Raw genomic sequence first — 20,395 nt, forward strand, 5'->3', positions numbered from 1 at the left:
CTTTCGATGCGGTTTTTAGGAGAAAAATATAAATATGAAGGAGTAAATCTCATGATTAACATTAGCGCTCGCAAAACTGCTAAAGCCTCACGTAAAATTGAAAAGCATATTCCTGCTTTAGAACGAGTAATGACTTATCAGGAGAAAGTACACCTGATGGTAATTGAAGTACTGCGGGAAGAATCAGGAAGAGAATTAGCAGCAGCAGCCAGATTTAACGGACAAGAGTTTGATTGGGACAAACATAATTCCCAGTTCCGTAAGGACTATGTAAATACACCATTAAAAGAACTGGTGAATTATGCCCGCAAGCTTTACGGCTTGAATAACCCTGTTTTGTCACTCTGGCAGTAGTATAATAAGGTAAAAATGCTAGAACCAAGACACAGAGCATGGTACAGCCCCGTCCAGCCGCACCAACAGTCAAATTTGTGGACGAATATTGCCAGTGGTATAAAAGTCTGTTTCCAGATGTTAGGAGTTTCGAGGCTTTTAAATATCTCCATGTAGGCTGCATTTCTGATCTAAAACGTAAAACATTGCCAGAAATAGCAAAAATCGTAGGATTAGATAACCAGCAAGGGTTGCATCATTTTCTAACTACATCACCTTGGGATATAGAAAAGTTAAGAACCTTAAGGTTAGAGTTAATTTTACAAGTGCTAAAAGGTAGACCAATCATTTTAATTATTGATGAGACAGGGGATAAAAAGAAAGGGAGCAAGACAGATTATGTGAAACGGCAGTATATAGGAAATTTGGGAAAAACAGATAATGGAATTGTGGCAGTGACAGTATATGGTGTTTTCTGTGGGATGACATTTCCATTACTGTTTGAAGTGTATAAACCCAGGGAAAGATTACAGGCAGGAGATAAGTACCGCACTAAACCAGAAATAGCAGCAATACTGATAAAAAAGCTACAATCAATGGGTTTTAAATTCAACTTAGTACTTGCAGATAGCTTATATGGAGAGAGTGGTAAGAATTTCATATCTGTATTAGATGAACTAAACTTGAACTATATAGTAGCGATTCGGTCAAATCATTATGTAGAAATACTTCCACGACAACATATTCAATATTTAAAGTGGCAGAAGTTTCAAAGGGTATTCTCTGACTTGAGTCGGGAAAATCGATTTATTAGAGAAATTATTCCGGGAAAACGTGGAGAACTTAGATATTGGCAAATTACTACAGATCCAGAAAATTTGCCTGATAACACTACTTGGTATGTGATGAGTAAATATCCAGACATTACGCCAAGAGAAGTTGGAAATTTTTTACGGTTTAAGAACTTGGGTCGAGTACGGGTTAAAACAAAGTAAGAATGAATTAGGTTGGTCAGATTTTCGCCTGACTCACTACCCAGATATTGAGCGATGGTGGGAAATTATTTGCAGTGCTTATTTAATGGTTAGTCTGCATTCGGAGCAACTGTTTCAGTCTCCATCACAACGAGAGTCAAAATTTGTTTCACATCCTTGGTGGGATAATGGAAATGGCTGGAAGAACATTCTTAACAATCTTCGTTTGATTATTCAACCTTTTACTTTATTTAATCTGATATATCCCTGGTTAACGGTTTTTCCTATTCCTCAATTAGCTTTGGGTTTTTTTAAACTTCAATCTATTATTTATAGCCTCACCAGTTCAATTTTTATATCCCTGATTCACCCTGATTTCTACTTTTCCTCTGCCTAGAGTGACAAAAGAGGGATAATCAAACGAAGATTGTTAAGAATGTTCTTCCAGCCATTTCCATTATCCCACCAAGGATGTGAAACAAATTTTGACTCTCGTTGTGATGGAGACTGAAACAGTTGCTCCGAATGCAGACTAACCATTAAATAAGCACTGCAAATAATTTCCCACCATCGCTCAATATCTGGGTAGTGAGTCAGGCGAAAATCTGACCAACCTAATTCATTCTTACTTTGTTTTAACCCGTACTCGACCCAAGTTCTTAAACCGTAAAAATTTCCAACTTCTCTTGGCGTAATGTCTGGATATTTACTCATCACATACCAAGTAGTGTTATCAGGCAAATTTTCTGGATCTGTAGTAATTTGCCAATATCTAAGTTCTCCACGTTTTCCCGGAATAATTTCTCTAATAAATCGATTTTCCCGACTCAAGTCAGAGAATACCCTTTGAAACTTCTGCCACTTTAAATATTGAATATGTTGTCGTGGAAGTATTTCTACATAATGATTTGACCGAATCGCTACTATATAGTTCAAGTTTAGTTCATCTAATACAGATATGAAATTCTTACCACTCTCTCCATATAAGCTATCTGCAAGTACTAAGTTGAATTTAAAACCCATTGATTGTAGCTTTTTTATCAGTATTGCTGCTATTTCTGGTTTAGTGCGGTACTTATCTCCTGCCTGTAATCTTTCCCTGGGTTTATACACTTCAAACAGTAATGGAAATGTCATCCCACAGAAAACACCATATACTGTCACTGCCACAATTCCATTATCTGTTTTTCCCAAATTTCCTATATACTGCCGTTTCACATAATCTGTCTTGCTCCCTTTCTTTTTATCCCCTGTCTCATCAATAATTAAAATGATTGGTCTACCTTTTAGCACTTGTAAAATTAACTCTAACCTTAAGGTTCTTAACTTTTCTATATCCCAAGGTGATGTAGTTAGAAAATGATGCAACCCTTGCTGGTTATCTAATCCTACGATTTTTGCTATTTCTGGCAATGTTTTACGTTTTAGATCAGAAATGCAGCCTACATGGAGATATTTAAAAGCCTCGAAACTCCTAACATCTGGAAACAGACTTTTATACCACTGGCAATATTCGTCCACAAATTTGACTGTTGGTGCGGCTGGACGGGGCTGTACCATGCTCTGTGTCTTGGTTCTAGCATTTTTACCTTATTATACTACTGCCAGAGTGACAAAACAGGGATAATCAGGCACAGTTTCAGCTTGTGCTTGAGTTGTATTCCTCTCATCCTTGTCACTAAGATTTACAGGAGTAGAACGGGTACAGGCTGTAACTGTACCTCCTATTACCAGCAGCCAAAGCCAGTTAACTTTGCGGGTAAACATCTGCTGAATCCTCCTCTACGATTGAGAACTTGACAAACAAGGGAACGCCAAAAAAACAATTATCCCAATTTCTGGACTCAACAAGACTGTTCCTGTCTTCCACCCCTGTTCTAAATTCGTACCCCTATGGGGAAGCAAGCTACACTTAGCGTCCCACAGGGATAGGATATTTTTTTAGTTGAAAGTCCGTTAGGAACGTTGATTTAATAAGATCCAAATTTTAGGACAGTGGTTTGGCAATACCAAAGCCTTAAAGGAAAGAGATTATGTAGGTTATTTAATTCACAATCCTTAATTTTTGGGCTTAGATACAAACTGGCGCTGATTAGCAGGTGATATCCATAAAGTGCAGAACCCGGACGAGGCTTTTCTGCTACTTGCTCCAATTTGGAGTGTTACCCCCAAACGCTTGGCTTCCTTTGCACAAGCAAGTTGACCGTTTTGGTCACGACTCAGCAAATCTTGATTCCATTGCATTAGATTGTGAGCAAACTTACCTTCATTACTGGTTGCCCATTCCAAAGCATCGGCTTCTACTTGTGTAAGTTGGCGTGGCCCAGCAGGATCTAGATGACTGGATTGATACCAAGACGTTCCAGCTAAACTTACCAGTCCACCCACTCCTGCTGCAATTAATAGCAATATTCCCGCAGCAATTAGAGAGGGAACCGAATGAATAGCACGTTCAAATTCAGTACGTCTGATTAATGCTGTCACTGCCTGAGCGATCGCTTTTTGCTGTCCTTTTACTGCTATTTTTTCATATGTCTGGAGATGGTCATAAAGCTGTGTCTGCCACAGATCAAACATTGCTTCCATTTCTTTGGGATTGTCTTCCAATAGCACTTGTAGCCTGCCAGTAGCAATCATCATCAGAAATGCTGGGTCGTCAGGGTCTACTCCAGTTTGAACTACTATTTCCCAAACCCTGGCTTTAAATGAATCATCTTTACCTCGAATGGCTAAATCTAGTAAAGTTGGGTAAGGAATTTGGCTCAGTCCTTTACCTCTAGCAGCGACTGAATCCAAAAATTCATCATCTAAATCAAGTTCTTCTGTGTGAGATTTACTCATATTTGTATTTACTTTTAGTTAATTCGCCCCTTCCCAAGCTCATTTGGTAATCTAATTTCATGGTCAGAGATGTCATTTAGATTACTTTTTGGTAGCAACTTTGCTGTTGGCATTAGCATCATCAACTTTTTCGGTTGGGGAAGTAATTGAAGCTACGGTCAGATTCCAAATTTTAGCTTTCTCAATTTCCTCAAAAGCTTTTTTGAGAAAATTGTGTAATCGCTGCTTACCCAATACACCTAACTCTCCATAATCTCTAGCCGCAGAAAAATTTATCTGATTAGCATCAAGGATATCCCGCTCTCGATAGCTGAACTTGGGAAAATTGATGACAGCTACTTTATAAGCTTTGATTAATTCCTGTAAATCCTTACGTCCATCTATGTGTTTCCAGTCATCGCATAAAGCACAATTGCGTACAAATATATGCTTAATCTTGTTTTCAAAGCGTTCTAGAGATTGAATAAATAATTGAACACTGTCATATCCACCACTACAAACAAACCATTTATATATTTTGACCTTATTTTTTCCAGTAATTTCTAGGATTTGATTACGCTCAATCCAGTCAGTTACTGCTGGGTAGACTTGAGCAGGCAAATTGACAATTACAGAAGTTGTGAGTGCTAAATTAAAAATTTCATCAGCATCATAAGCTTTACGCTCTGATTCGCTAAAAACTGCTTTTTTATGATTATTTGGGTAAAATGCACCCACATCTGGATTACTTTGGTCTGCTTCTACTAACTCATAAGATAGTTTATTATCAATACAGTATTGCACCATAACGCGTGCAAATAATGACTTGCCTACTCCACCTTTTTCACCATCAACGAAGTGAATTGCTGCCATCTGAAATCTCCTTGGCAATTTTACTAAATGTGCATTAATAAATACTTAAATATCCTCAAACATATTGTCTGTTTCATCATAGAAAGACCCCTCGCCAGGAATGAAGGAGTCAGAATCAAATTTGTGTTTTGGCTTGCTGCTACCATTGTTATTGCTATTACTACTACCTTTATTTTGGCTACTACTATGATCGGGATTACTGTGACTAGAATTACTTGTATCTAGACCGAACATAGTAGCAAGCGTTTGAGGATTGGTCATAGTGCTTATAGGCATAGGCAAAACATCACTTGATTTATGTGGTAATCCTAGTTCCATCCGCAAATAAGCCAAATGTTGTTCCAGGGCATGACAACAAATCAACCCTACCCGACGTAGTTCTTGATCGCTAATATCTACACCTGTATCTGCTTGTGCTTTGTATGCTAAAGGCAACCAGCACATTCGTAATGCCTGTAATACCATCTCTTTGCTAGAACGCACTTCATCTCCCTGTTGCAAATATGCAATTAATTGCCCGTCTACCGTATTTGAGTAAGGATGGTAAGAAAATCTAAAAATTTTGCGCTGTCTATTAGTGTCATGATTTTCACGTAATTTATTATTAGTCATAGTCATGCTACCTTCTCGATTTGCGCTCTAAACCGCATAAACAAACCAAACGCATCAATCAACCTAAACGACAAAGCTTCCTGCTCTCGGAAAGTATGGCAATAATCATTACTTTTATCCTTGAATACTTCTTGTACCTGCTGCTGTAAATCAGCTCCCCAATAAGTTGAAATTTCTTGAAAGCAGTCTTGTAACTCTTGCTCTAAGTACAATGCTGCGCCACCACTCAAAATCACCTCGTTCACCGCAGGTAAAGTTGATTCCAGCCAATCGTAAAGCCTAGACCAATACTCAGCTTTAGCAGTAGCAATGGCATTAACAATCATCTGCAATTCATAATCAAGATTTTTAGGTTCTCTACTTTTGACCAGAGTGCGAATTGCTTGGTTATCAGTCGTGATATCTGAACCGGCTGCATAGATGGCAGAGGTTAAAGCAGTGGCATCCTGCCCAGATGTGCGCTCAATTACTCGCTTTACCATTTGGTGAAAGCCCAGCCCATTGGTGTAACCCGCCGTCATCTTACCCCGTTCAAATAATAGAAGGCTGGTATTGCGATGCCCGAACATTAGCACTGCGATGGTTTGGGCGTTGAACCATTCTTTACCATTCTGGCGTTGGCGTATCATTGCCAATCCCGCACCTTCGGGTAAGCACTCGAATCGCTCCAGCTTCACCCGCAATCTTTGACCCCGAAATCTAAAATCCTTGAGTGCAGATTGCAATTGTTGCTCAAATGCTTGACGATTTTGATATTCACCATAGGGCAGTAGTGAGGTCAGTGATAGTGAAAACCTGTTAGGCAATTTGTTGTGTTGAGCGATCGCACCAATAACCGCCAAGGCTTTGTGAATTGAGGTTTCGTACTTGAGCTTATCGAGTCTGGCAGATGCTGAAAACTGCCGTGCCAGGAATCCAACTACTGTACATTGTGTATCACCATTTGCAGAACTTGACACCCAGGCTTCATCTACTGGTTTAGGAGATTCAAGACCCTTGCGACTCGACATATAAGCGTCAATCGAACTTTGAGGCAACTTCAGCATCTCTGGTTCCATTGTCATCAAACATGGTTTGCCTTCAGTTGCTAGTTCGTAAACAATCTTGGTCAAGGAAGCACCAGGGTCAAAACTGACTATCAGGTTTGACATTGACTGTGGTTGTGATTATCCATAAAAGCTGCTTTTAACTTAAATGCAAATATTGACTGTGAACATCACTCTACTGACCATTTTGTTGGAGGCAAATTTTATCCAGTTGGTTATTTTTTTCGCTGCTGTTAACCCTCTTTTGTCACTCTAGGCAGAGGAAAAGTAGAAATCAGGGTGAATCAGGGATATAAAAATTGAACTGGTGAGGCTATAAATAATAGATTGAAGTTTAAAAAAACCCAAAGCTAATTGAGGAATAGGAAAAACCGTTAACCAGGGATATATCAGATTAAATAAAGTAAAAGGTTGAATAATCAAACGAAGATTGTTAAGAATGTTCTTCCAGCCATTTCCATTATCCCACCAAGGATGTGAAACAAATTTTGACTCTCGTTGTGATGGAGACTGAAACAGTTGCTCCGAATGCAGACTAACCATTAAATAAGCACTGCAAATAATTTCCCACCATCGCTCAATATCTGGGTAGTGAGTCAGGCGAAAATCTGACCAACCTAATTCATTCTTACTTTGTTTTAACCCGTACTCGACCCAAGTTCTTAAACCGTAAAAATTTCCAACTTCTCTTGGCGTAATGTCTGGATATTTACTCATCACATACCAAGTAGTGTTATCAGGCAAATTTTCTGGATCTGTAGTAATTTGCCAATATCTAAGTTCTCCACGTTTTCCCGGAATAATTTCTCTAATAAATCGATTTTCCCGACTCAAGTCAGAGAATACCCTTTGAAACTTCTGCCACTTTAAATATTGAATATGTTGTCGTGGAAGTATTTCTACATAATGATTTGACCGAATCGCTACTATATAGTTCAAGTTTAGTTCATCTAATACAGATATGAAATTCTTACCACTCTCTCCATATAAGCTATCTGCAAGTACTAAGTTGAATTTAAAACCCATTGATTGTAGCTTTTTTATCAGTATTGCTGCTATTTCTGGTTTAGTGCGGTACTTATCTCCTGCCTGTAATCTTTCCCTGGGTTTATACACTTCAAACAGTAATGGAAATGTCATCCCACAGAAAACACCATATACTGTCACTGCCACAATTCCATTATCTGTTTTTCCCAAATTTCCTATATACTGCCGTTTCACATAATCTGTCTTGCTCCCTTTCTTTTTATCCCCTGTCTCATCAATAATTAAAATGATTGGTCTACCTTTTAGCACTTGTAAAATTAACTCTAACCTTAAGGTTCTTAACTTTTCTATATCCCAAGGTGATGTAGTTAGAAAATGATGCAACCCTTGCTGGTTATCTAATCCTACGATTTTTGCTATTTCTGGCAATGTTTTACGTTTTAGATCAGAAATGCAGCCTACATGGAGATATTTAAAAGCCTCGAAACTCCTAACATCTGGAAACAGACTTTTATACCACTGGCAATATTCGTCCACAAATTTGACTGTTGGTGCGGCTGGACGGGGCTGTACCATGCTCTGTGTCTTGGTTCTAGCATTTTTACCTTATTATACTACTGCCAGAGTGACAAAACAGGGTTAATTAAGTCCTTACTTTTCTGCTAAGAAATTCGATTTAGAAAAGTGTGCCATCACAGATCCATGCCAGTTCCACGAACGAGCCATTGCAGATTCATTACAGTGACAATGTTGATCCAATAGAGATCCATTTGGATGACATACGTATTCTATGTATAATTTTTAGTTGCAACAATGATAAATTATTGACAAATAATATGCTATGAGAGATCCAATACAAATCCATCGGAGATCCATTACATATTCATCCAGCAGTTGATTCGAGTAGCCCAAAAAAACCTTTGGTGAGTAGCAAGCTATGTTGCTGTCCGGACATTTTTTCTTGGGAGAAAAAACGCACCCCCAGGTGCGGCAACAAGCTTGCCCTCCTTTCACGGTTCCCCTACCTCAGTAGGTCAACCACCGTGACAGAGGGGAAGATGATACGAAAACAATCAAAACTAGCTGTGATGGTGCAAGACAGCGATCGCCTACAGCACTCTAGCACAGTAATAGAAGTGCGTAGCGATGGTACTAAATTTGTTGTTTTTGCATTACAAATTCAAAAATAGACAGTTGGTCAATGACTACTCGTAACAATACTGTCAAACTGAAAAAACTAATAACTAATGCACTGGTAATGCAAAAGCGCTCATTAAGGATAGATATTAGATTGACTCCAAAAGAATATGAAAAAGCACAGCAGATGGCATTTGAAAACGATCTCACAATTAGTGAATTGTTTCGTAGCAAGACTCTAAAAAACCAATTGCCCCGGCGTGTCACTAAAGTGGCTGGTCAAACTTACTGGGAGCTAGGTAAAATTGGCAACAATCTCAATCAAATAACTAAAGCAATCAATACTTCAGTACTGATGGGAGAACCGATTGTTGTAAATAGAACATTGTTAGAACAACTTAGGAATATGGTGAAACAAGTGCGACGAGAGATTACTGAAATCGATTTGATCGGCGATTTACAAGATTAAGCGTGATTGGCAAGCAGATTAACCCTGTTTTGTCACTCTGGCAGTAGTATAATAAGGTAAAAATGCTAGAACCAAGACACAGAGCATGGTACAGCCCCGTCCAGCCGCACCAACAGTCAAATTTGTGGACGAATATTGCCAGTGGTATAAAAGTCTGTTTCCAGATGTTAGGAGTTTCGAGGCTTTTAAATATCTCCATGTAGGCTGCATTTCTGATCTAAAACGTAAAACATTGCCAGAAATAGCAAAAATCGTAGGATTAGATAACCAGCAAGGGTTGCATCATTTTCTAACTACATCACCTTGGGATATAGAAAAGTTAAGAACCTTAAGGTTAGAGTTAATTTTACAAGTGCTAAAAGGTAGACCAATCATTTTAATTATTGATGAGACAGGGGATAAAAAGAAAGGGAGCAAGACAGATTATGTGAAACGGCAGTATATAGGAAATTTGGGAAAAACAGATAATGGAATTGTGGCAGTGACAGTATATGGTGTTTTCTGTGGGATGACATTTCCATTACTGTTTGAAGTGTATAAACCCAGGGAAAGATTACAGGCAGGAGATAAGTACCGCACTAAACCAGAAATAGCAGCAATACTGATAAAAAAGCTACAATCAATGGGTTTTAAATTCAACTTAGTACTTGCAGATAGCTTATATGGAGAGAGTGGTAAGAATTTCATATCTGTATTAGATGAACTAAACTTGAACTATATAGTAGCGATTCGGTCAAATCATTATGTAGAAATACTTCCACGACAACATATTCAATATTTAAAGTGGCAGAAGTTTCAAAGGGTATTCTCTGACTTGAGTCGGGAAAATCGATTTATTAGAGAAATTATTCCGGGAAAACGTGGAGAACTTAGATATTGGCAAATTACTACAGATCCAGAAAATTTGCCTGATAACACTACTTGGTATGTGATGAGTAAATATCCAGACATTACGCCAAGAGAAGTTGGAAATTTTTACGGTTTAAGAACTTGGGTCGAGTACGGGTTAAAACAAAGTAAGAATGAATTAGGTTGGTCAGATTTTCGCCTGACTCACTACCCAGATATTGAGCGATGGTGGGAAATTATTTGCAGTGCTTATTTAATGGTTAGTCTGCATTCGGAGCAACTGTTTCAGTCTCCATCACAACGAGAGTCAAAATTTGTTTCACATCCTTGGTGGGATAATGGAAATGGCTGGAAGAACATTCTTAACAATCTTCGTTTGATTATTCAACCTTTTACTTTATTTAATCTGATATATCCCTGGTTAACGGTTTTTCCTATTCCTCAATTAGCTTTGGGTTTTTTTAAACTTCAATCTATTATTTATAGCCTCACCAGTTCAATTTTTATATCCCTGATTCACCCTGATTTCTACTTTTCCTCTGCCTAGAGTGACAAAAGAGGGTTAAAGGCAAAAGTTTTCGAGGGCTATTAAACTATCTCTTTGGTAAAGAAGGAGCTAAACAAATTGGTGGGAACATGGAAGGAAACAACCCACGAGAACTGGCGGCTGAGTTCCGGTTCTCTAGACAACTAAACCCAAAAGTTAGTAGGGCTGTTTATCATGCTTCCCTCAGCTTGCCTCACCAAGAGAGTTTGGATGATGAAACTTGGCATGAAATTACCCAAAAATATTTGCAAGCAATGTGTTTTGACATGAATCAATATACAGTAGTGCGTCATATTGATCGAGAACATGACCATATACATATTGTTGCCAGTCGCATTCGCTTAGATGGCACTACAGTTTCTGATAGCTGGGATTATCGCAGAAGTGAAGCGGTAATTCGCAAGTTGGAGCAGGAATACAATTTACAATCGGTGCAACCAAGTTGGGAAAAAGATAAGCACAGTCCAACTACTGGCGAACGTAGGCAACTTGCCAGAACTGGAGAGGAAAGCGTTAGAGTGAGACTCCAGCGATCGCTCGACCAAGCAACACACGACCATCCCACTATGTCAGAGTTAATAGAGCGATCGCAACAACAAGGTATTAATGTCCGCGTCGGTTATACTCGCACAGGCAAAGTCAAAGGCATAAGTTACCAACTTGACGGTGTAGCTTTTAGTGGTACACATCTCGGTAAAGCATATACCTTTCCTGGTTTACAAAAGCATCGCGGTGTAAACTACAGTCCCAAGCGGGATGATCAACGCATTCAAAAACTGATAGACCAAGCTGTTGAAAATCCCACAATAGCAGCGCCAAAAAAGGATGACAAATGCACAAAGAAGCTAATAGAGCAAGTTGAAAATACTGCGTTCTCTGTTTCTGTGACCAATTCCTTACCCATACCAGAACCAGCAAACTGGGAGCAAATACGCCTAAACCTAAGCCAGCAGTACAATTTACCCAATTCTCTGCTTGCAGAACTGTATGAAAAGGGTTGGCTCTATGCAAGTCTTGCAGGTCAAGCAATATTTGTGGAACGCACGCTCGATGATCTTCCAACGCTTGCCAAGCAGTTAGAACCAGCAGGTAACTTCACCGTTATTTCCGTTAACTCTGAACGCACAAAAAATGGTAGTTTTTGGATTGCTACAGATACCACAGTCAAAAGAGCAGTGCTACTAAGTGACCCGATTGAAGTTCTCTCTGTCATTGCCTTAGAATCAACTTTTGATAAAGAAAAGCGCAAACCTACATTGTATTGGAGTGTAGACGATAGCGAGCAATTACCTCTAGAACTTTTGCAAGCGATCGATACAGTGGTCATTGCTTTTAAAGATAATGAGAAAGTTGAGGACTTGATAGCTGAGATACTAGCTGAACTACCTCAAGCCAAAAAAGTTTCTCCCGGTGAAGCAGGCTGGAATGGGATGCTAACCCTGAACAAACAGCAACCCAAGCAAAGTCGAATACCACAGCCGCAAAGTTGGGAACTTGAATAATAGTCACCAGAGTTAGCTTTTGTATTAAAATTTCAATTTTATTTGATCTGGGAATTGACAGAATATTTTGTAGGGGCGGGCTTTTCTCTATTGGGTAAAAGATGAGTATTGAAGTTACTATTTTTAGGTTGAATTTACCATTTTTTGCAGATAAGACTGGCGATAATTGTTCTTAGCCATCAGCCTAGCCTCACGCTTTGTCCACTGTTTTTGTAAAGGAACATCAGCCAATCTTTGCAATAATATGAATACACTATCATCTCCAGTCAACCGAGCGATGATTTGAGCGATCGCCTTACAGCAACTCCAAGGATGACGTACCACCTGAACTTCTGCAAATCTCACCACACACCAATTGCGTTGCAAGAAAAAACGGTTACGGATTTTATCGTCATCAACATCAATACAGTGGTGAGGTTTACCTGTGTCTCCAGTATAAGGTTCATCAATCTCAATATCGAGAGCTAATCCAGAAGATTGATGGTAAAGGATAAAATCGGCTGAATAGCGTCGGGGTGAACCAGGAATTTCAAATTCAACAGCTTGACAGATAAGATTTCCTGGAAACGCACACAGTAAATAGCGAAAAAACTCCTTTTCACTCACGCCTTGCTTGGCTGTACCATTTCCATCTGGTAATGCAATGTATCCTTGAAACAATGCTTTTAAATACCCCATTTTTTGATCGCTGTTAGCAAACCGCCTTGCTAACGGTGGATAAAGGATAACCGGATAATAGCCAGTAGACATTAGTAGTTATCAGGTTGCTTGTGTTTAATAATTAAATCAATAGCAAGAAGCTAGTATTGCTTATGCTAAAGCATTGGCAATTAAACCAGATTCAACTGAGGCAATGCAAAGAACAAAACGACTAATAAATTGGAATTTTTAGGATAATTGTGTCAGGATTTGAAATCCTAGCTATTGCCAGAGAAAGTTGCTGCGCTTACCAGACGCGCTATCGCGCCATTGTTTCTGGCGTTAAGCAAGCAAAGTTTATGCAAACATTGAAAACAACTTCAACATCACCTAACTCAACTACTACTGCTTGTAAAAATCCTCAACTTACACAAAAGGTCACTTCACATTTATATGACAATACTAATTTAGATTCAGGCACTATAGCTATTTTAGAACAAATTGAGGTTGAATATGAATACTACCAAGTTTGTCAGGAGTGGTAGTTATGAATTTAGTACTCGCTCAACAATCCTTAGCAGGACTTTCCCAAACTGCTGCTCATCTCTGGGAACAGTTGACTAATTGCCAGACTCCTGAAGAGGAAGCTGCTATTATTACCGCTATTTGGGAAACTCAGGAAGTTCAAGAAGAAGTTATTGATATCCAAGCAGAACTAGCATTGCAACTGGATGCTGAAATAGCGGCTATTAAGCAACGGCTAGAACATCTAAAAGCTGTACATCAATCAGCACTATTAAGACTAGAACGCTGGCGACAAAAATTAGATGAAACAATTTTACAACAAACCGCTACCGGAATTTTACCTGAACAAATGATCGGTAATTCACTCCGCATCACAATTAAAGAAAATCCACCAAGTTGTGAGGTGCTGATAGATGCAGAACAATTGCCTCCTAAATACCGCAGAGAAAAGACTGTTTACTCAGCAGATAAGAAAGCTATTATTACTGCTTGGAAAAAAGGTATTCCTGTAGATGGCACTCATATCGAGCGTAAGCGCCGAGTTATCTATGCTTTAACAGCAACGGCAATCCACGACTTCAAAGACGCGCTTTTAACTTAGCAATAGTTTTAACTAATTGAGCAGCCAACAGTAGCAATTTCACTGTTTTGTTGGCTGCTAATTATAAATCTTGTTTGCAACTTACAACAGTTTTCATGTTCTTAAATCAAACTCTTATATTCTTCTTTCCGCCTTTGTGTGCAATTAAAAAATGTGATTGATTGACCTAAAAATAGCTGTAAGTAGATTGGGACTATAAAAACTAAATATGTTGTAACATAACTGGATTAAGGCTATTTCCTAAAAGAAATAGTGTTTCATGTGCTTCTCTAACTGCTCATTTTTAGCCAACCAAACACCTGAGCAACACTTAATTCTAAGTCTATCCCGGGTAACACTGGCAAACGCTCATCACCCTGCAAAAGTTCTGGTTGTTGATTTGGACGGAAGACTAAAATAGAACGATCTTCTGGATCTATCAACCAACCTAATTGGCAACCATGATCTAAGCAATAAAGAATATTACCTGTGACTCGATTTGAACTTTGTTCGGGAGAAAGAATTTCAATTGTCCAGTCTGGAGGAAGCAGAAAATCATTGGGTGCTTCCCCATCAGCAGCAAAGGGAATACGCGACCAGTTAAAAACCGCTACATCAGGTACTACTGAGCGAATACCAAAACTACAGCGCAGTTCTGGAAAGGCATAAGCAATATGCAGGCTTTCGGCAACATCGTTGATACTGTTGCACAGCCTTAACTGTAATCGGCTATGCTTCCCTTTTGGCATTGGTTTCTGAATAATCTCACCATTAATATATTCGCTGGCAGGCTTTGTTTCTGGTAGTTTGAGAAACTCCTCCAGGGTCAGGGATTGGGTAATTACCGTAGACATGGCTCCTGAAGAAAAGCAAACGGGATACGTTTTTAGTCTAGCAGTACTCGACTCTCAAAAACAGTTTTTGCTTTTGGCTACCGCCACAACCGCTTGCACACCATTAACAAAGCCCAAAAAGTTATGACCAAAAAATGGCTAACACCAGAACAGGCCATTGTCAAAGCCAATCTCACTGTTACACCTGAAACCTTAAAATCTTACATTTGGGAACCACAGGGAAAAACTACTGCTGAAGAACAATTCCAAGCTTTAGGATTGCTATTTGACAGGGAACGCTTGCGTGCAGGTAAACCTAACTTCTTGCAACTTTTAGAACCAGTAAGTGATGAAAATAACTACACCGACGATGAAATCTATTCTCATCAGTTAGAGGGTGATGAGATAGAAACATTTGCTACCAACAGGGTAAATCAACTAGAGCCATTTATTTTCGAGCAATGCAAAGTTCAAATCGTTATCACTCTACTACCTAAACAACAAGCAGGAGATAGACCTGTAATGATTGCTGCCAGTAGTCACGGTGATTTCCCTGTAGTTACCATGCTCAATCAAGAAGAACTAGGTGATTTACCACCTGCAATTGTTCAACTACTAGACGAACTGAAAGCTGATTTTCCTAACCGTCAAATTCGCCGGAATCTAGTCCAGACTCAAGGTGCCAAAATTAATAAGGCACACATTCCCCAGACTCCAATTCGTACTCAAACTACTAGCTCAGATACTACTAAGCCAGCTAGCAATACTACGCAGATTTCACTGTTTTAAATGCCATGAATACTACAAATAGCAACAAATTACTTGTTATCTACGAAGGTCAACAACACTGGATTCCGGAGGCGATCGCGGTTGACGACCAATTACTACGGGATGCTTTCACTCCTCTGTGCGCTGAACTGGCAAACGCAGACATTGAGCGTCAACCAGGAGAACCCATTCACATCATCAAGAAGCCCGGTAAAAAAGGTGCTTCTTGTCTAGATTTCCTGATAGTGGCTCCTGAAGAAATCAACCCCGCAGTCCAAATGTGCTACCAAATGCGTCAACGTCAGGTCGTCACGGGAATTGACTGGCAAAATGCAGAACAGCTATCAATCCAGATTGAAGAGGCGATCGCATCAGGGACAAAATTTTCTCACTCAATCAACCAAACCCTAAAATTCCTGAAAGCCAGCATTCCCACATCTAGCGTTATCCTTGAAGGTTTTTGACTGCTAACAAAAGGGGTTGGAAATTGACTTGAGGGATAAATTATTGTCCGAATTACAGCAGTTTGCATTTTGACTGAAGTCCACCCCACACCCTAACGCTGTCTCTGTGTTGTTCAATTCCGACCCCAATAAATGACAAGTCGCACTAAAAGATGTCTCACCTTGTACCCCTCAGTATGGCAGAGGCAATTTACAGCCTTAGTCAGTATCAATTTACCTTAGATGCTACTAAATCACTTGAATATCTGGAAACCCAACTCAATATCTACTCCTTATTAGGACTTTATCAGCACTACTTCCCTAACGAATGGAAAGCGAGTCAAGCCACTATTTATTCACCTACAGATATAGATTGCCATAGTCCCAGAGAACTGGAATTCATTGTACTGATTTACGCTCATTTGTTTCCCTTATCCGACTGGACTATAGAAACAGCCTACGAACAAAGATTGCACAGTATTCCTATTACACCAATGGGTATTGATTGGACAATGGATGGAGAAATTGAACATCTTAAAGACGGTTGGCAACTACTTTTACCTTTTAGCCATAATGGTCGCTGTTGGCTTGATGACATAGACCCAGAAGGTAGCGATTGGTTTGATAGTGAATTTGCAATTTACGAAATTACGTACAGTAACATCGACCACCCAGACAAAATTGACTACAAAAAACTAAAACGGCAGTGTCATAACTTAGATAATCCTTTAAAGTTTCTGCCTTTAACTTTAAAACTGCTAGACCATGAAACTAAAAACCTTTGGTTGGACGAATACGCAGACGATTATTACCACCAACCTCACTGCACCTCTTTACCTTGGTCGAAAGCATCTATTGATTTTCTTACCAGAAAATGGCAGCAAGCTGACCGAATGCTGAACTGTGCAGCTAACTTAATAGATTGGTTAGAAGCAGACTTAAAACCTCATGCTCAAATCCTACTAAAACTATGGAAACAAGCATCGAAACCACGTTAATTGAAACCACATCGACAGCAATTTTATCAGGCGAGATTTTACAAGCAATTTTGGCAGACCATCCCCGAAAATCTCCAGTAATTGAAGCAGAATTGCTATTTTTGGATGGCATTTACATCTTCCACCACAAAGACATAAAAATTCCCGAAGCTCATATTTACAAATGCATTTCACCCGAAGCTTTGAGAACTGCTTTCAGCAACGAACCAATTGATACTGGTTGGATGGAACCAGGAATTGTGCGTTGGGGTACGGGCAGTACAGACACATATTTGGTGAAATTTATCCCACTAGCCACTCATACGATCAATTGCGATGAACTTGGTTCTTTAACTGTTCCACTACCTGCAATGGTGTTTGTGGGTAAGGGACTAAAGTATTGGGTTTGGGCAATTCAAGAACAAGAGTTTACTCCTCAAGCGCCGGCCTTTCATGCGCCACTACCCAATGTCTACAGTTCTGGACAGGTGTGTTGGGGAGTGAACGAACCACCTGCTGCTAATGGTCTATCAATTAACCATGCTTGGAATTTGTTTATTTCTAGTATTTTCACCAACCATTTAACAATAAGTAAATCACAGAAATACCGCAAGGATGTTCGCCAGCAACTTCTAAAACTGCACAAAAGATGTAGACGCGCAACCTATCCTGTATCTGACCTTGTGCCTATCGGCAATCAAAAAAGTGTCGCTATGCTTGTGCAGGAAATCCTTGATGAACCTATTGCTTGAAGGTATTATTGGTTACAAAATTGTCACATCTTCATCTCTGCCTACACACACCAGCAGTGGACTAGAGTACCTTTATGCCGGAAATGGCATCTTTGCTAGAGCCATTCGTCCTGGTATAGAGGTATTAATGCCCATTTGCTTGAGTACCCAAACTATCAAAGGGCTACCTCATTTAACGCCTTATCTCAAAGTCACTCCCTTAATTCCCAAAGCTCTGCTACTGGAAATGTGGCGGTTGAGTTATCAAGCTGGCAATCAATTTCACGAAATTCTCTTTCACCTCCACTGTACTGATGCAGGCTGGGATTTACAAGTCCCACAGCAAATTCAAACTCCAACTAGCTGTCAGCCAACCCATTCTGGTAGCGACTCTTCCCACCATAAAGCGGCTTTCGATATCCATTCCCACGGTTCCTTAGCTGCCTTTTTCTCTACTAATGATAACGCTGACGAATCTGGCTTTCGTATCTATGCGGTACTAGGTCGAGTTAATACCAAAAAACCAGAGATTAAATTACGGGTTGGACTGTTTCGCCACTGTTGGGATGTACCTGCTAGAGCAGTGTTTGACATTGAGCGAGACTTTTTCATGGTTGATGTCTCGCTTTTATCTGGATGCAAATTTTACAGTACTGATGTACCGCCCATCAACGTGATGGAGAACTTATGGAGCTAAATCTTGATTTGGCAATTGCTTGTCCTGTCGTGAGTTTCAACTACTCGAAAATAGAACTGTGGTTAGTTGGGTGTGGTGGTACTGGTTCTTGGTTGGCTGCTTCTTTGGTTCGGTTAGGCAGAGTTCTTTCTCAACAAGGTAAACAGGTGAAACTTTGCTTTGTTGACCCAGATCGTGTTGCAATACTGTTCGGTTAAGGAAAAAGAGGGGGTCAGATCAAGAAAAATTTGTTCGCGTATTTATTGCGAGAACAATAAAAAGTTGAGAGACTTACTTTTTCTCTTTGAGACTGTTGTATAAGTCAGCCCAGTTTTGTCGGAGAGAATCAATACATGATTGTAAGTAATCAACCTGAGTCCTTCGAGCAACCGAGAGAACCGCATCAATGTGAGCAGGACTTCCAGCTTTCCCTAAATGCTTGTATTTGGTTAACTTACCTGGTTGAGAAGTAGGGAAAATTGCTTGAGAAGCGTGTAACTTGTAGTACCAATAAACCCCTTGTTTACCGCGTGCTTGGTAACGGGAAACAGAACAACCAGGAGGCGCAATTTCCCCCACCGCTTTAATTTGTTGAATCATCAGATGCAAAGTCGCAATCGCCTGTTGCAACAGTTCCGCTCTGGCAATGAGATCATCTTCTTTTGTGGACATGATCAATAACATTTATATGTTCTCGAAATGTGTTCGAGAACTAAGTAACATTTAATATATTATGACCATTAGACTAAAATTCTACAAAAATTTTTGTTCTTAGCATATGCCACTGGTAAATTTTCAGGCACAAACAGCCTGTCTAGATTCTCAACAAATACTTTTAGCTTTGTCACAGGTAATTCCGGCTCAAACCATCACCAAGGCTATTGAAACTACTTGTAGCTCTCAACGAAGACTCAGAATATTACCAACTTATGTCATAGTTACCTTAGTCATTGCCTTGAGTTTTTGGTCATCTGATTCAATTGTTGATGTGTTCAAAAATCTCATTCATGGTTTGAGTTCTTTACACATACCATCAGGTTTACGTCTTCAACCCCCATCTGCTTCATCAATTACAGAAGCCCGTCAAAGAACCGGAGCAGCTGTAATGAGAAGGTTATTTGAACTGGTGGCAAAGCCCTTAGCAACAATATTAACACCTGATGCTTTTTTGGGGGAATTCAGAATTATGGCTGTAGACGGAACAGTTTTTGATGTTCCAGATACTCCCACAAATGCTAGAGTCTTTGGCTATCCTGGTTCTCCTAAAGGGACATATCCAGGCTTTCCTAAAGTCAGATTAGTCTTTTTGGTAGAAGCAGGTACTCATTTAATTATAGATGCTTTTTGTTCTCCCTATCGTATTGGAGAAAGAAGAGGTGCTTTAAAATTACTACGCAGTATTAATTCTAGTATGTTATTAATGTGGGACAGAGGATTGCATTCTTTTAAGATGGTTCATACTGTCATCCAACAACAAGGTCATTTCCTTGGTCGTGTTCCTGCCCATGTGAAGTTTCAAGTAGTAAAAACGTTGGCAGATGGTTCTTATTTATCTTGGATTGCACCTGATGGACAGTCAAGAAAGAAGGGGGCAACCCGAATTTCAGTTCGTATTATTGAATATGTGATTGAGGAGGATAGTACTCTAAAAACCTATCGGTTGATTACTAATTTAATGGATGTTGATAAGTTTCCGGCTTTGCTGTTAGCACAAGAGTACCATAAGCGATGGGAAGCTGAGAATACTTTAGATGAGTTGAAAGTACATCTATTAGCAAGGAAAATTCCTATTCGTTCTAAGAATCCTCGTGAAGTGGTGCAAGAACTTTATGGTTGGTTGTTGGCTCATTATTGTTTACGTTGTTTGATGTTTCAAAGTAGCAATTTGAAGAATATTTCTCCTTTAAGGTTAAGTTTTGTTGGGAGTTTACGAGTGATTCGGCGTGCTATTCCTGAGTTCCAACGCCAGATAAATACGAATGTGGATATTAATTTATATTATAGTTGGTTAATGGCGGAAATTTCTGATTTAGAAATACCTTTACGACAACAGCGAAGTAATCCTAGAGTGGTG

21 protein-coding genes and 4 pseudogenes are annotated in these 20,395 nt (G+C 39.5%); 15 read left to right on the plus strand and 10 right to left on the minus strand.

Translation table 11 applies throughout. The features are described 5' to 3' along the window. Window positions 1-51 precede the first annotated feature (51 nt). Together HG267_RS38770 and HG267_RS38775 are read left to right on the plus strand one after the other, a co-directional pair. Complete coding sequence (locus tag HG267_RS38770; protein WP_045873670.1) at window positions 52-354, plus strand: hypothetical protein; 303 nt, start codon at window positions 52-54, stop codon at window positions 352-354. Between the two features lie 38 nt (window positions 355-392). Beyond that, window positions 393-1,704, plus strand: a pseudogene (locus HG267_RS38775) (IS701 family transposase). On the opposite strand, the pseudogene HG267_RS38780 reads toward HG267_RS38775, so the two are convergent. The 7 genes and pseudogenes from HG267_RS38780 to HG267_RS38810 all read right to left on the minus strand — a co-directional run. After that, a pseudogene (locus tag HG267_RS38780) lies at window positions 1,704-2,867 on the minus strand (IS701 family transposase); the annotation flags it as partial. The pseudogenes HG267_RS38775 and HG267_RS38780 overlap by 1 nt on opposite strands. A gap of 33 nt (window positions 2,868-2,900) precedes the next feature. After that, window positions 2,901-3,074 carry a hypothetical protein gene (locus tag HG267_RS38785; RefSeq protein WP_155539581.1) on the minus strand — a complete coding sequence of 58 codons (174 nt, stop codon included), beginning with the start codon at window positions 3,072-3,074 and terminating at the stop codon, window positions 2,901-2,903. A gap of 291 nt (window positions 3,075-3,365) precedes the next feature. After that, entirely contained in the window at window positions 3,366-4,148 is a 783-nt protein-coding gene (locus HG267_RS38790) for a DUF6753 family protein (RefSeq protein WP_045873608.1), read from the minus strand. An 81-nt stretch (window positions 4,149-4,229) separates the two neighbouring features. Then, window positions 4,230-5,000: a mobilization protein gene (locus HG267_RS38795; protein ID WP_045873609.1), complete on the minus strand. Its 771-nt coding sequence runs from the start codon at window positions 4,998-5,000 to the stop codon at window positions 4,230-4,232. Window positions 5,001-5,045: 45 nt separating this feature from the next. Beyond that, complete coding sequence (locus HG267_RS38800) at window positions 5,046-5,612, minus strand: hypothetical protein (protein WP_045873610.1); 567 nt, start codon at window positions 5,610-5,612, stop codon at window positions 5,046-5,048. A gap of 2 nt (window positions 5,613-5,614) precedes the next feature. Then, window positions 5,615-6,763 carry a ParM/StbA family protein gene (locus tag HG267_RS38805; protein WP_045873611.1) on the minus strand — a complete coding sequence of 383 codons (1,149 nt, stop codon included), beginning with the start codon at window positions 6,761-6,763 and terminating at the stop codon, window positions 5,615-5,617. Window positions 6,764-6,910: 147 nt separating this feature from the next. Beyond that, window positions 6,911-8,221: an IS701 family transposase gene (locus HG267_RS38810; protein ID WP_096621593.1), complete on the minus strand. Its 1,311-nt coding sequence runs from the start codon at window positions 8,219-8,221 to the stop codon at window positions 6,911-6,913. 482 nt (window positions 8,222-8,703) lie between these two features. Between HG267_RS38810 and HG267_RS38815 the strand changes: the two genes are divergently transcribed. The 4 genes and pseudogenes from HG267_RS38815 to HG267_RS38830 all read left to right on the plus strand — a co-directional run. Beyond that, window positions 8,704-8,835: a hypothetical protein gene (locus tag HG267_RS38815; protein WP_255325355.1), complete on the plus strand. Its 132-nt coding sequence runs from the start codon at window positions 8,704-8,706 to the stop codon at window positions 8,833-8,835. 11 nt (window positions 8,836-8,846) lie between these two features. Beyond that, complete coding sequence (locus HG267_RS38820) at window positions 8,847-9,251, plus strand: plasmid mobilization protein (protein WP_228045841.1); 405 nt, start codon at window positions 8,847-8,849, stop codon at window positions 9,249-9,251. Window positions 9,252-9,336: 85 nt separating this feature from the next. Further along, window positions 9,337-10,647: an IS701 family transposase gene (locus HG267_RS38825; RefSeq protein WP_096621593.1), complete on the plus strand. Its 1,311-nt coding sequence runs from the start codon at window positions 9,337-9,339 to the stop codon at window positions 10,645-10,647. Window positions 10,648-10,721: 74 nt separating this feature from the next. Then, a pseudogene (locus tag HG267_RS38830) lies at window positions 10,722-12,149 on the plus strand (relaxase/mobilization nuclease domain-containing protein); the annotation flags it as partial. A 123-nt stretch (window positions 12,150-12,272) separates the two neighbouring features. On the opposite strand, the gene HG267_RS38835 reads toward HG267_RS38830, so the two are convergent. Next, on the minus strand, window positions 12,273-12,899 hold the full coding sequence (locus HG267_RS38835; protein ID WP_052335378.1) for a hypothetical protein: 627 nt from the start codon (window positions 12,897-12,899) through the stop codon (window positions 12,273-12,275). A gap of 149 nt (window positions 12,900-13,048) precedes the next feature. Between HG267_RS38835 and HG267_RS38840 the strand changes: the two genes are divergently transcribed. Together HG267_RS38840 and HG267_RS38845 are read left to right on the plus strand one after the other, a co-directional pair. Then, complete coding sequence (locus HG267_RS38840; RefSeq protein ID WP_052335379.1) at window positions 13,049-13,333, plus strand: hypothetical protein; 285 nt, start codon at window positions 13,049-13,051, stop codon at window positions 13,331-13,333. 2 nt (window positions 13,334-13,335) lie between these two features. Next, window positions 13,336-13,914 (plus strand): siphovirus Gp157 family protein, encoded by a 579-nt coding sequence (locus HG267_RS38845; protein ID WP_045873613.1) that lies wholly within the window; start codon window positions 13,336-13,338, stop codon window positions 13,912-13,914. Window positions 13,915-14,183: 269 nt separating this feature from the next. Here HG267_RS38845 and HG267_RS38850 read toward each other — a convergent pair whose 3' ends face one another. Further along, on the minus strand, window positions 14,184-14,747 hold the full coding sequence (locus HG267_RS38850; protein WP_045873614.1) for a Uma2 family endonuclease: 564 nt from the start codon (window positions 14,745-14,747) through the stop codon (window positions 14,184-14,186). 123 nt (window positions 14,748-14,870) lie between these two features. Between HG267_RS38850 and HG267_RS38855 the strand changes: the two genes are divergently transcribed. The 6 genes from HG267_RS38855 to HG267_RS38880 all read left to right on the plus strand — a co-directional run bounded on the left by HG267_RS38855 (window position 14,871) and on the right by HG267_RS38880 (window position 18,539). Next, on the plus strand, window positions 14,871-15,515 hold the full coding sequence (locus tag HG267_RS38855; RefSeq protein WP_045873615.1) for a hypothetical protein: 645 nt from the start codon (window positions 14,871-14,873) through the stop codon (window positions 15,513-15,515). A gap of 5 nt (window positions 15,516-15,520) precedes the next feature. Continuing rightward, complete coding sequence (locus tag HG267_RS38860) at window positions 15,521-15,958, plus strand: hypothetical protein (RefSeq protein ID WP_052335380.1); 438 nt, start codon at window positions 15,521-15,523, stop codon at window positions 15,956-15,958. 152 nt (window positions 15,959-16,110) lie between these two features. Then, window positions 16,111-16,935 (plus strand): hypothetical protein, encoded by an 825-nt coding sequence (locus tag HG267_RS38865; protein ID WP_155539583.1) that lies wholly within the window; start codon window positions 16,111-16,113, stop codon window positions 16,933-16,935. Beyond that, on the plus strand, window positions 16,908-17,666 hold the full coding sequence (locus HG267_RS38870) for a hypothetical protein (protein ID WP_045873617.1): 759 nt from the start codon (window positions 16,908-16,910) through the stop codon (window positions 17,664-17,666). Before HG267_RS38865 ends, HG267_RS38870 begins: the two co-directional genes overlap by 28 nt. Continuing rightward, window positions 17,650-18,342 (plus strand): hypothetical protein, encoded by a 693-nt coding sequence (locus HG267_RS38875; protein WP_045873618.1) that lies wholly within the window; start codon window positions 17,650-17,652, stop codon window positions 18,340-18,342. Before HG267_RS38870 ends, HG267_RS38875 begins: the two co-directional genes overlap by 17 nt. Continuing rightward, window positions 18,333-18,539 carry a hypothetical protein gene (locus HG267_RS38880; protein ID WP_045873619.1) on the plus strand — a complete coding sequence of 69 codons (207 nt, stop codon included), beginning with the start codon at window positions 18,333-18,335 and terminating at the stop codon, window positions 18,537-18,539. Before HG267_RS38875 ends, HG267_RS38880 begins: the two co-directional genes overlap by 10 nt. Before the next feature lie 73 nt (window positions 18,540-18,612). On the opposite strand, the gene HG267_RS38885 is transcribed toward HG267_RS38880, so the two are convergent. Next, the gene (locus HG267_RS38885; RefSeq protein WP_045871336.1) at window positions 18,613-18,993 is read right to left on the minus strand and encodes a hypothetical protein; all 381 of its coding nucleotides are present in this window, start codon (window positions 18,991-18,993) and stop codon (window positions 18,613-18,615) included. Between the two features lie 106 nt (window positions 18,994-19,099). On the opposite strand from HG267_RS38885, the pseudogene HG267_RS38890 reads away from it, so the two are divergent. After that, window positions 19,100-20,287: pseudogene (locus HG267_RS38890) on the plus strand (IS4 family transposase); the annotation flags it as partial. Window positions 20,288-20,395: the final 108 nt, after the last annotated feature.

The sequence above is a fragment of the Tolypothrix sp. PCC 7601 genome, assembly GCF_025677855.1.
Classification (GTDB): domain Bacteria; phylum Cyanobacteriota; class Cyanobacteriia; order Cyanobacteriales; family Nostocaceae; genus Aulosira; species Aulosira diplosiphon.